Origin of the sequence: Thalassospira sp. MBR-102 (genome assembly GCF_040549275.1) — a bacterium.
In the GTDB taxonomy this organism is placed as follows: domain Bacteria; phylum Pseudomonadota; class Alphaproteobacteria; order Rhodospirillales; family Thalassospiraceae; genus Thalassospira; species Thalassospira xiamenensis.
This window is the reverse complement of record NZ_JBEPTC010000011.1, coordinates 184,851-196,363: the sequence shown is the minus strand read 5'-3', so window position 1 is coordinate 196,363 and position 11,513 is coordinate 184,851. Positions and strand designations below refer to the sequence as shown.

The following is an 11,513-nucleotide window of genomic DNA, read 5'->3' as shown; positions in this document are numbered from 1 at the left end:
ATCGCCGAGGCATAATCCCCTCGGCACACTCAAGCCAGCTTTCAAACACCTCTAAAAGAAAAACCCCGCCAAAATATGACGGGGTTTGTCAGCGGGCTTTTTTGATTTGAGGCAGGCGATTTACCCGGCATCACCGGCATTAACCGGGATACAGGCGACCTTTTCCTTGCGCAGCGCAGCACAGGCACTGCGTGCTTCCTGTTCACCACCAAACCCAAGCAGGCGGGCACGATAAACAACACCCGATCCGTTGCTTTGCTGCTCGACAGCGGCACGGGTCAGCCGAAGGACTTCCGGCGCTGTGCGTGCTGCGGCAAGGACTGCTTCCTGTGCGCGACGCTGATCGCTGAACGCACCAACCTGAATGCCCCATCCGCCGGTTTCCGGCGACAGGCGGGCGACAACGGTTTCGGTATCAATGCGGCCGGGCTGTTCGACTTCATTGGCGTTGTTCTGCTTGGCCATCAGAAGCTGGGTATCAGCCGGAAGAATTTTGCCATCCGGGCTGATGCGCGGACGTGGCGCGATGATTTCGCCGTCTTTTTTCAGTTCAAGATAGGCCTGATCAAGAAGCTTTTTCATCTGGTCATCGCGTGACCGCGCTGTCCGGCCACCAAAGACAACGCCGATCAAACGGCGACCATTGCGGTTGACCGATGCGACAAGGTTAAAGCCCGACGCATTGATATAGCCGGTCTTGATGCCGTCCGTACCGTAATAGGACGCCAGAAGATTGTTATGGTTGCCATAGGTGCGCTTACCATAGCTGAACTTCTGGGTGCTGAAATAATGGTAGTAGTTGCCGTAATCCTTGCGCAGCGAAACCGCAAGCCGGATCATATCGCGGGCTGTGGTCAACTGGCCACGGTTCGGAAGGCCTGATGCATTGCGAAAGGTGGTGTTCTTCATGCCGATCTGGCGCGCTTTCGCGGTCATCATCTGCGCGAATTTCACCTCGGTTCCGCCAAGATGCTCGGCGACCACAACGGCAATGTCGTTTGCCGATTTCGTAACGAGTGCCAGAATGGCATCCTCGACCGAAATCTTTTCACCAGGCTGAAGGCCTAATTTCGAAGGGGCCTGTCCCCAGGCGCGTTTGGAAACATCCATGCGTGTCGAAAGCGATACCTTACCGGAATCCAGCGCATCAAACAGCATGTAAAGCGTCATGATCTTGGTCAGTGACGCAGGGTAAACTTTGTGGTCGGCGCGATATTCATGAAGGACATCGCCGGTTTCGGCGTCGATAACCATCGCTGTATAGGTGCGTGCCATTGCTGCCGGTGTTGTGAATACAACAGCAGCGATGATCAGCAGCATCACGGACAGGACGCAGTAAATCCTGCGCCCCTGCGATTGCCACATCGGTCGACTTTGATCAGTACTAACGGTGGCCATCGCTTTTGGCCCAAGACGGGTCTTAAAACGCATTTGACGGGCTCGGCTTTACGGTGATCCCCAAGACGAAATATGGTTAGTGTCTCATCGCGGCATTAAAAAAATGCTTAACGCTTGTTCAGATAATCTGAGTTGCCGCCTTGTTGCGGTCTCATTTTTTCGTCAGACTCAATTTATATCCGCCAGAAGGTTAAAAATCGAGGATCGAATGCGTAAAAAAATAATGTCTGTTGTCAGTAACATAAGAACAAAATCATCAATTTTAAGTGGTGGCGCACTGTGTGCCGCAGGTTTGATGGCGCTTTCTGCATGCAGTTTTACCGGTACAAGCGATATCGAAAATCCACTGGTGCGCAAGGGTAGCTGGTTCTCGTTTATCAATGCGGATGACATTCGAACCGCATGTTCTGCCGGGGATGCAGAAGGACGGATTCGCATCGTCTATAATGCTGATTATTATAAAGAAACACGCAGTTACGACCTTATTCCCAGGAACGGTGCAGAGCAGTTTGAGATGGTGTCGCGGATATTCGGTCCGCTTGACGTAAGCGAGGTCAATATCGAGGTTACAGCCCCCCTTGGTGCTTTCGGCGGGACGGAATCGCGGGAAAACCTGTCGCGTGGACAATATCTTGCACTAACCGATGCGCTTCAGGCCGATGGTTTCGGATATCAAAGCCGCGACGGATTGCGCCTGCATTCTGACGATTATTACTGGGTTGCGATTGGCTGTTCATCGCAAAGCATCACGCTTGCCGCCTGGACATCTACCAGGGATGATCTGCGCGCTTTGACTTTCCCGAATGTGCTCGAAAACCTGTCAGGTTTGGAAAAAACACTTCCACAGCCGCCAGCTTTCGGTGCGCCAAAGCAGCCTGATCCGTTTTTCAGCAAGAATGACAAGAAAGCCGAGTCTCGCCATTTCTATCGCACCGTGCGCGGAAATCAGCTGAAATAAGCTGATCCGTTTCAGGAATCTTCGATGAAAATGGCACGGCATAACCCGTGCCATTTTTGTTTTTTTAGCGTCCTGAATATCAGGATTAACGTAATTTCCCGCCTAAGCGGTTGAACGTATGCCGGTTTTTTACAATCGGTTTCCGGGAATCAAGATAATCCGTTCTCCCGGGCGTGCTTGACCCATTCACGACTTTTAAAATGTCACCAAAGCAACCTTGACGGCGCACCTCTATTCCATCTAGGGTTATGTTGCGATGCAGCATAATTTCTGAATGCCAAGCCCAATTCAAGGAGGTCGGCACATGGTGACTCCTCGCAAAAAATCTGCGCCCGCTTCAACAAATGCTAATCCGGCGAAGGTCTCTTCTCGCCCAAAAGCGGTGACTCAAAAAACAGCTTCTGATGGCGCTAAAAAGTCTGCTGCTTCCCCGGCAAAGGCCGCGACAGCTGAAATTTCCGAGGCTGCAACAGAGCGGCCGAAGCGTGTCGTCACAACCGCAAGCGCGCTTGAAGCAGAGGCGTTGCGTCATCCTCCTGCGGAGCTATCAAAACCGGATGCTGTAGTGCCGGAGGCGAATAAAGAACCTGTTGCCGCTCAAGGGGCTGAGGCTCCGGCCAAGGCTGATGACCCGGTAAAAGCAGAAGCCGCGGAAAGCAAGCCTGCGCCCGAACAAGCCAGAAAGAAGACAACGGCAGGCCCCAAACCGGCAAGCCGTCCGAAGGCGGCAACCACATCGAAAAAGAATACGGTTATGCCTACCTCCAAAGCCGTTAGCGAACCCAAAGTTTCGGTTTCCAGCGATAAGGCATCTGGTGCGATTTCCGAAACGCCCCCCCCATTAAAGAAGGCTTCCATCGTGACAGAGCAAGAGAAAGCGGCTGCTCCGGCCAAAGTGACAGTGGCAGCGAAGGCCGAGACGAAAGCTAAAAACACCCAAAAAACTGCTGTCGAGGTTAAGGTTGCAGCCCAGCCGACAGCCGCCGGTGATGTGGCTGCGTTTGGTGCGGTCAGCCTTGAGCCGTTCACAGAGCTTTGGAAAGCACCGGAAGTCGATACCATGGTTGCAGCAACCCAGAATGCTCTCGAAGGAAGTCTGACGGCGGTCAATGATGTTCTTGCTCAGGTGACAGAAAAGATTACCGAGCAGGCTGACATATTCTCCGATGCTGGAACGCAAATGATGGCCAGATACGAAGAACTGATCGAAACGCAGCAAAAAAGTTTCGAAGGCGTATGGCAGGTTTCATCTGAGCTGATGGAAAAAAGCGGTTCCTTCGGTGCTGAGCTGGCATCCTGGGCGCAGCGGGAAGTTGATGCATCCCAAGCTGATTTCGAAGCGCTTTCAAAGGTCGAAAGCCTTTCTGAACTGCAGGAGCTGAACGAGCGTATACTGAAGCGCTATGTCGAGTCCGGCATGTCCGAAGGCGAAAAAATTCAGAAAATGATGTTCGCTGCTTTCACCGACGGATTTGCTGCAATGTCCAAGGCTGCTGGTGTTCCGCTTAAGTAAGCAAACCGACGCACTTAGGATTTTGCCGTAATGAATGTATCGGGACGGACATGGCTGGCAGCCATGTCCGTTTTTATTTTTTGTACCGATATTTACGGCAAAGATGACGAAGTTTGATCAATGATCTTGCAGCACGGCATTCTCGGCCTACATGAATTTGGGATGAGGTTAGAAACGTTTTGTCGCTGCGGACTTTGAAACAGATGTTCAATGACCTATCATGGAGACAATGCAGAACAAAAGGGTTCCGGTAAGCAGATTATGAGTGATCAGGACAATGACGGTGGTGGTCTCCCGAATACGGGGATCGTAACGAAGACACGGCCAAAGACGAAGAAGCCGTCCATGTACAAGGTGTTGTTGCTGAATGACGACTACACCCCCATGGAATTCGTTGTCCATGTGCTAGAACGGTTCTTTGAAAAGGGCCGGGAAGAGGCGACCGCGATCATGCTTCAGGTCCACCGAAAGGGGGTCGGAATTTGTGGGGTTTTCACCTACGAGATCGCGGAAACCAAGGTCAACCAGGTCATAGATCTGGCGCGGCAAAATCAGCATCCGCTGCAGTGCACGTTAGAGAAGGAGTGAAACATGCTCTCACGTAACCTTGAAGAAAGCTTACATCGTGCGCTGGCATATGCCTCTGAGCGGCGTCATGAATATGCAACGCTGGAACATCTTCTGTTGTCATTGACCGAAGATCAGGACGCGTTGTCTGTTCTGAAAGCGTGCCGGGTGGACGTTGATCGTCTGCGTTCGGATCTGCTGGAGTTTGCTGATAGCGAACTTTCCGGCCTGATCAGTGCGCGTTTGGTGGACCCCAAACCGACGGCTGGTTTCCAGCGCGTGATACAGCGCGCAGCCATTCATGTTCAGTCTTCCGGGCGAGAAGAGGTAACAGGGGCGAATGTGCTGGTTGCACTGTTCTCCGAACGTGAATCGCATGCGGTCTATTACCTGCAATTGCAGGACATGACCCGTCTGGATGCGGTCAATTACATTTCCCACGGAATTGCCAAGGCGCCCGAACTGAACGAACGCCGCATTCCGCGTGGTGCCGAAGAAGAAGTTGCACCCGGTGCGACAACCGACGCTGAAGAAGGTGCCGCCGCTGGCGAGGGCGAGGCGCTCAAGGCCTATTGCGTGAACCTTAATGTCAAGGCGCAGAATGGCAAGATTGATCCGTTGATCGGCCGCCAAAGCGAAATTGAACGCACCATTCAGGTCCTGTGCCGTCGCACCAAGAACAACCCGCTTTATGTTGGCGATCCGGGGGTTGGTAAAACCGCCATCGCCGAAGGCTTGGCGCGTCGCATTGTTGATGGTGATGTCCCCGAGGTTCTTGCGGATGCCACCATTTTCTCTCTTGATATGGGTGCGCTTCTGGCCGGGACACGGTATCGTGGTGACTTCGAAGAGCGCCTGAAGGCGGTCGTCAAGGAACTTGAAGAGTTTGATGGCGCGGTTCTGTTCATTGATGAAATTCACACGGTGATCGGCGCGGGCGCGACATCGGGCGGGGCAATGGATGCCTCGAACCTGTTGAAACCGGCCTTGGCCAGCGGTTCGCTTCGGTGCATCGGTTCCACGACTTACAAGGAATTCCGCGGTCATTTCGAAAAGGACCGCGCCCTTGTGCGTCGTTTCCAGAAAATCGATGTCGAAGAACCGTCTCCCGAAGATACCATTAAAATCCTCAAGGGACTCAAGCCCTATTACGAGGAACATCATCACGTCAAATACACCAACGAGGCCATTCGGTCTGCGGTCGAGCTGGCATCACGCTATATCAATGACCGCAAACGTCCCGATAGCGCGATTGATGTGATTGACGAAGTCGGGGCATCCCGGATGCTGGTGGCACCAAGCAAGCGCAAGCGCACGATTTCCAAACGCGATGTCGAAGAAATCGTCGCCAAGATTGCCCGCATACCACCAAAATCGGTGTCGACGGATGATCGCAAGGCATTGGCCAATCTGGAACGTGACCTCAAGACCGTTGTATTTGGTCAAGACAAGGCGATTGAAGCCGTTGCCAGTGCGATCAAGCTCGCACGTGCCGGTTTGCGCGAACCGGAAAAGCCGATTGGCAGCTATCTGTTCTCCGGCCCGACAGGTGTTGGTAAGACCGAGGTGACCAAGCAGCTGGCGCATGTCATGGGGATCGAATTCATACGGTTCGACATGTCCGAATATATGGAACGCCACAGCGTTTCTCGCCTGATTGGTGCGCCGCCCGGCTATGTCGGTTTCGATCAGGGCGGGCTTCTGACCGATTCCGTCGATCAGCATCCGCATGCGGTTGTCCTGCTTGACGAGATCGAGAAAGCCCATCCGGACCTGTTCAATATTCTTTTGCAGGTGATGGACCACGGCAAGCTTACGGATAATAACGGTAAGACGGTTGATTTCCGTAATATTGTGCTGGTGATGACGACCAACGCGGGCGCATCGGATATGGCAAAGCCGCCCATCGGTTTCAAACGCGAAATGCGTACCGGCGAGGATGCAGAGGCGATCAAGCGGACTTTCTCGCCAGAATTCCGTAATCGTCTGGACGCGGTCATTCCGTTTGAAAACCTCAAGCCTGAGGTCGTCAAGATGGTGGTGGATAAGTTCATCCTTCAGCTTGAAGTCCAGCTTGCGGATCGGAATGTCTCGATTGAACTGACCGAAGCAGCGCGGACCTGGCTGGGCGAACGGGGCTATGATGCAGCCTTTGGGGCGCGTCCTTTGGGGCGTGTCATTCAGGAACACGTCAAAAAGCCGCTGGCCGAGGAATTGCTGTTTGGCAAACTCGAAAAGGGCGGGGCTGTTCTGGTCGATATCGAAGACGATGCCGTTATCTTCCGTTATCCGGAAGAAAATGGTGGCGGGTCGAAAAAGGAAAAAGATACGGAAATGGCAAACTGATTGCCCTGTGATCGATTACCTTGTCATTAAGTTTTGGCGCGTTATTGTGATTGCCCGGAACAGTTGTTTCGGGCAATTGCTTTTGGTGGCATATAAAAACAATGAACCAGGCGACACAGCGAAAATACCGGGATGAAGTCGAGAAGTTTCTGTCCAAACTTGAATCGCAGGCGCGCAGGCTTGTGGCTTTGGCAGATGTGATCGAGAAGACGGTCGATACAACGGAAGTGACAGGTTACCGGCCTTTCCGCGAGGAAGTCGATAATTTCAAAGCGCTTTCGCTGGTGATTACGGACCGCCTTGCAAAGCTTGAAAAGCATCCGAAAAAGGACGAGCTCGAAGAGCAATTCCATAAATTGCAGATTCTGATGCTGCGCATCGTGATCAAAACCAGCCTGAAATTCTTCTTTGTGATGAGTGCCAAGCCGGTTCTGCCACTTGGTGCGCGCGAGATGTTTCAAAGCGAGCTCCGCACGCTTTATGAGGCAGAGCGCATGATTTCCAATCCGCGATATATCAGCCACCTTGATGAAGGTGCCAAGGATGACCTTGAGATTGCCAAGGAAATTCTTCAGGAAATCATTGAAAACGCTCCTGCTTTGCTGAATTTCGGGAACCGGAAAAAGCGTAAGCCGGCACGCCGCAACGCCGGTTGATCTGCAGATCAATCCTGCTGTCATTTGACTTAAATTGCGCTTTGCAAAATGCAAAGAATGGCTGTTGCATTTTGCAAATATTTCTGTCGCAAATTGCGAATTAATTTTGAAGTAGTTGTCTTATCAGAGGTTTTTCAATCAATAATCGGCCAAATTCTGCGATTTTAAGATGATGCCAAAAACTGGCACACCCTATGCATATGTGTGATCGGACAGTTGTTCTTTGCAGGGGCGCATCTTGCGCCTGGAACAACGTAATCTTCTGCAGTTTGCTCGTGTCCCAACCAAACTCAGCGGCGGTTTTTCCGCCGCTTTTTTCTTTTGTCCCCCTTTTCTTATCATCCAGCCCTCCAATGGCTTAACTGGCATCCCCATATGGGGATATCGGATAATGTATGCGTGTTTGTATATATTTTCCTGCGTCTAAAAGTAGTTGATGAACAGATTTTTCTCTGTATAATCTATACCAAGGGATAGTATTTGCATACGGAGGGGTAGGAAGGGTTATGAAGATAACAAAACACCTTGTTCTGGTGACGAGTCTGATGATTGGCACTTCGTTTGGTGTCACTGCCGCCAATGCCAAGTCAGATTTGCCCGGGGCACCGGACCAGTTGATTACGGATGACACTATCCGTGATGTTCGGGAATGGCTTGCAAATCCGGTGGTCGAACTTTCAATCTCGTCGCAGAACCGGTTGCGCAAAGGTATGACGCAGGATCAGATCGATGCGGCCGACAAACAATGGGTGGCGGAACGCGAAGCCGAGGACCAGCCGCTGGTCGCAGCCATTCTGACCAATCCTCTTTCCAGTTATCTGACGCAGATCCAGGCGCGTTCCGGCGGATTGTTTGCCGAAATATTTGTCATGGACGCTGTCGGCCTCAATGTCGGGCAAAGCTCGATCACTTCCGATTTCTGGCAGGGGGACGAGGCCAAGTTCAAAAACACCTTCCCCAACGGAGCCAACGCCGTCTTCATTGATGAAGCTGAATATAACGAAGAATCCGACACCTGGCGTTCGCAGCTCAATATGACCATGAGCGATCAGCAAGGGGCACCAATCGGTGCCGTCACGATCGAGGTCAATCTTAATGAACTCGCGCGTCGTCAGCAGTTGTAAGGGAGACGGACAATGAACTTCTTCAAAAACCTTTCCATACCAGCCAAGCTGACGACCTGCTTTGCTGTGATGATTGTGGTCATCCTGATGGTTGCGGGTGCTGGGATGTTTGCGACTTTCCAGGTCAAGTCTGCCAATGATCAACGTGATTATCTTTCTGATTTCGAACGCGACTATCGCAACCTGGACCGCTCTTATCTGATGGCGCGTCAGGAACTGGTTTATTTCCTGACAACCGGTGACCGGACCGGACTTGAAAGTTATCAGGAATCGCTGGCTGAAATCGATACCCGCACCGATGTTCTGAAAGCTTACGCGACGATTAACCCGACAATTGCCGATCTTATCGAACAGATGGACAGCGCAATTTATCGCTGGGAAGAGATCGCCAGCGAGCAGGCGAAACTGATGCGTCATTACCTGACCGTCAACCATGCGCGCGCGATTGAAGCTTCCGGCGAACCGCGTGAATTGTCTGACAGCGTATCGAAGATTGCCCTGGAACTGGCAGAAAATATCGACCAGATGAACCTGGATGTCGAAAACCGTGTCGAACGGGCCATGATGCTGTTCCAGACCACACTGGGCATTGGTGTTGTTTTGCTGATCGCCATGGCGGCATTGTTTGGTGGCACGTTGTCGCGCCTTATTGCGACACCGATCCGCAAGATGACGGATGCGATGGGAAGTCTGGCATCTGGCAACCTTGATATCGAAATCCTTGATATGAAGCGCGCCGACGAAGTGGGGGCGATGGCCAAATCGCTTGAAGTGTTCCGTGAAAACGCCCGTGAACGTGCCCGGATGGCCGAACAGGAACGGATTGAAGCCGAACGCCAGATCGAACGCAGCAAGCGTATGGGTACACTGACTGCCGGTTTCGATCATAAAATCCAGGAAGTTCTTTCGGCGGTTAATGTTGCGCTGGACGAAGTCCGCAGTGCATCGGAAACGCTTTCGTCACATTCGGTTCGCGCCAATCAGGATGCGAAAAGTGTGGCAGAGCAGGCCGAAGAATCATCGGGAGACATCGAAACCGTTGCATCGGCAACCGCGCAGCTTTCCGCGTCGATTTCTGAAATCGCATCGCAGATCGCACGTGTTACCGAAATTACCCAGCATGCCGTTGCGGAAACCGAACGCACCAATCAGCGTGTCGAAATGCTGAACGAAGCGGCGCAAAGTGTTGGTGAAGTTGTCAGCCTGATCAGCGACATTGCTGATCAGACAAACCTGCTGGCACTTAACGCGACAATTGAATCCGCACGTGCCGGCGATGCAGGCAAGGGCTTTGCGGTGGTGGCGGGGGAAGTCAAAAACCTTGCTGCCCAGACGGTGAAGGCAACCGAACAGATCACTGCGAAAATTACCGAAATGCAGGGTGAAACCGGTGCCGCCGCCGAAGCCGTTCGCGGCTTTGCCGAAACCATTCATCAAATTGATGAACTGATGTCGGTTGTTGCCAGTGCGGTGGAAGAGCAGGGCGCTGCAACCGAAGAAATTTCACGCAGTGTCGAAGGGGCTGCCAATGGCAACGTCGCGATTTCAAATGCGGTGAAAAGTGTTGCCCTGGCCACAACCGAAAGCGGTGATCTTTCGAATGGTCAGCTTGACTGTGTCGGTCGTCTTGCGGCCGCCAATGATGAGCTGAGAAGCCATGTAAATGGCTTCCTGAACGACGTCAGAGCCGTCTAAAAATACTGAGTTGGTTGGGCAGTCAGGAAGGGGCGCGATGCTGATGCATCGTGCTCCTTTTTGCTTGGCGGAGCTGCCGGTTCATTCCTGTTTGAACGGGCTGTGTTCGGCCACGATAAATTCGCGATCCTGCGCGATATGATGGCGTTCCTGATCCAGAAAACGGGCCACGGCAGTGCGTAAACCGGCATCGGCAATCAGATGTGCCGAATGGGTCAGAACCGGTTCATAGCCACGCTGGATTTTGTGTTCACCCTGTGCCCCGGCCTCAACCGTTTTAAGGCCGCGTTCAATCGCGATATCGATCGCCTGATAGTAACAGGTCTCGAAATGCAAAAGCGGGGTCCGGTCAACAGTGCCCCAGTTGCGTCCGTATAAGGTTTCCGTGCCGATCAGGTTGAGCGCCCCGGCAACCATGTCGCCGTCACGAAAGGCAGCCACCAAAACGGTCCGGTCCCGGACCCGTTCATGCAGAAGATCAAAGAACTCCCGCGTTAAATAGGCCTGCCCCCATTTGCGATCCGATGTGTCGTGATAAAAGGCATAAAACCGGTCCCAATGGGCGGCTTTAAGGTCATCACCCGATAGAACTTCAAAGCTGTATCCCGCATCGCGCACCTGTTTGCGTTCCTTGCGCAGATTTTTGCGTTTGCGCGAATTCAGCGCGCCAAGGAAATCGTCAAAACTGTCGTAACCACGATTGTACCAGTGATATTGAATGCCGGTTCGCGGAAGAAATCCGGCATCTTGCATCGCCCGGCTTTCATCGCCACTGCAAAACGTTACATGCAGGCTGGCAATGCCAAGCCGTTCGGGCAGGGCACAAAGCGCACCAATCAGAAGTGTGCGAACGCGCTCAGGGGCTGGATGATCGGACCGTATCAGAAGCCGCGGGCCCGGAACCGGTGAAAAGGGTACGGCGGCCTGTAATTTCGGATAATACCGTCCACCCGCCCGCTCATAGGCTTCCGCCCAGCTCCAGTCGAAGACATATTCGCCATAGGAATGCGATTTGACATAAAGCGGCACAATCCCGGCAACCGTATCGTCATCATCGGTAACCACCAGATGAAAGGGTTGCCAACCGGTATCGGCATTGGCCGAGCCACTATCTTCCATTGCGGAAAGAAAGGCAAAGCTGACAAACGGGTTCGCCGTGCCTGCGCATTTGTCCCAGTCGGCTTCGCCGATTTTATGGATATCGGTAACGGTTCTTATCTCGGCAGGCAAGATGGGGTCCCCTGTGTTCAATCCTT

Annotated in this window: 9 protein-coding genes; 7 read left to right on the top strand and 2 right to left on the bottom strand. The window is 52.7% G+C overall.

The features are described from left to right. Positions 1 to 120: 120 nt before the first annotated feature. Positions 121 to 1,431 carry a serine hydrolase gene (locus tag ABIE64_RS17765; protein WP_354378143.1) on the bottom strand — a complete coding sequence of 437 codons (1,311 nt, stop codon included), beginning with the start codon at positions 1,429 to 1,431 and terminating at the stop codon, positions 121 to 123. Positions 1,432 to 1,693: 262 nt separating this feature from the next. Between ABIE64_RS17765 and ABIE64_RS17760 the strand changes: the two genes are divergently transcribed. The 7 genes from ABIE64_RS17760 (at position 1,694) to ABIE64_RS17730 (ending at position 10,257) form a co-directional block, all read left to right on the top strand. Beyond that, the gene (locus ABIE64_RS17760; RefSeq protein WP_354378142.1) at positions 1,694 to 2,356 is read left to right on the top strand and encodes a hypothetical protein; all 663 of its coding nucleotides are present in this window, start codon (positions 1,694 to 1,696) and stop codon (positions 2,354 to 2,356) included. 304 nt (positions 2,357 to 2,660) lie between these two features. Then, entirely contained in the window at positions 2,661 to 3,869 is a 1,209-nt protein-coding gene (locus ABIE64_RS17755) for a phasin family protein (RefSeq protein ID WP_354378141.1), read from the top strand. A 261-nt stretch (positions 3,870 to 4,130) separates the two neighbouring features. Then, positions 4,131 to 4,457 carry an ATP-dependent Clp protease adapter ClpS gene (gene clpS, locus ABIE64_RS17750; protein ID WP_354378144.1) on the top strand — a complete coding sequence of 109 codons (327 nt, stop codon included), beginning with the start codon at positions 4,131 to 4,133 and terminating at the stop codon, positions 4,455 to 4,457. 3 nt (positions 4,458 to 4,460) lie between these two features. Continuing rightward, the gene (gene clpA / locus ABIE64_RS17745; protein ID WP_354378140.1) at positions 4,461 to 6,782 is read left to right on the top strand and encodes an ATP-dependent Clp protease ATP-binding subunit ClpA; all 2,322 of its coding nucleotides are present in this window, start codon (positions 4,461 to 4,463) and stop codon (positions 6,780 to 6,782) included. Between the two features lie 101 nt (positions 6,783 to 6,883). Beyond that, complete coding sequence (locus ABIE64_RS17740) at positions 6,884 to 7,438, top strand: hypothetical protein (RefSeq protein ID WP_007090298.1); 555 nt, start codon at positions 6,884 to 6,886, stop codon at positions 7,436 to 7,438. A gap of 506 nt (positions 7,439 to 7,944) precedes the next feature. After that, on the top strand, positions 7,945 to 8,562 hold the full coding sequence (locus tag ABIE64_RS17735) for a hypothetical protein (RefSeq protein WP_354378139.1): 618 nt from the start codon (positions 7,945 to 7,947) through the stop codon (positions 8,560 to 8,562). 12 nt (positions 8,563 to 8,574) lie between these two features. Continuing rightward, entirely contained in the window at positions 8,575 to 10,257 is a 1,683-nt protein-coding gene (locus tag ABIE64_RS17730; RefSeq protein ID WP_007090296.1) for a methyl-accepting chemotaxis protein, read from the top strand. 81 nt (positions 10,258 to 10,338) lie between these two features. Here the strand turns inward: ABIE64_RS17730 and ABIE64_RS17725 are convergent, their stop codons facing one another. After that, positions 10,339 to 11,487 (bottom strand): GNAT family N-acetyltransferase, encoded by a 1,149-nt coding sequence (locus ABIE64_RS17725; RefSeq protein ID WP_007090295.1) that lies wholly within the window; start codon positions 11,485 to 11,487, stop codon positions 10,339 to 10,341. Positions 11,488 to 11,513 lie beyond the last annotated feature (26 nt).

Coding starts and splice junctions, on each gene's coding strand:
- ABIE64_RS17755 (WP_354378141.1), top strand. CDS start 2,661: ATGGTGACTCCTCGCAAAAAATCTGCGCCCGCTTCAACAAATGCTAAT.
- clpS (WP_354378144.1), top strand. CDS start 4,131: ATGAGTGATCAGGACAATGACGGTGGTGGTCTCCCGAATACGGGGATC.
- ABIE64_RS17730 (WP_007090296.1), top strand. CDS start 8,575: ATGAACTTCTTCAAAAACCTTTCCATACCAGCCAAGCTGACGACCTGC.
- clpA (WP_354378140.1), top strand. CDS start 4,461: ATGCTCTCACGTAACCTTGAAGAAAGCTTACATCGTGCGCTGGCATAT.
- ABIE64_RS17740 (WP_007090298.1), top strand. CDS start 6,884: ATGAACCAGGCGACACAGCGAAAATACCGGGATGAAGTCGAGAAGTTT.
- ABIE64_RS17765 (WP_354378143.1), bottom strand. CDS start 1,431: ATGCGTTTTAAGACCCGTCTTGGGCCAAAAGCGATGGCCACCGTTAGT.
- ABIE64_RS17760 (WP_354378142.1), top strand. CDS start 1,694: ATGGCGCTTTCTGCATGCAGTTTTACCGGTACAAGCGATATCGAAAAT.
- ABIE64_RS17735 (WP_354378139.1), top strand. CDS start 7,945: ATGAAGATAACAAAACACCTTGTTCTGGTGACGAGTCTGATGATTGGC.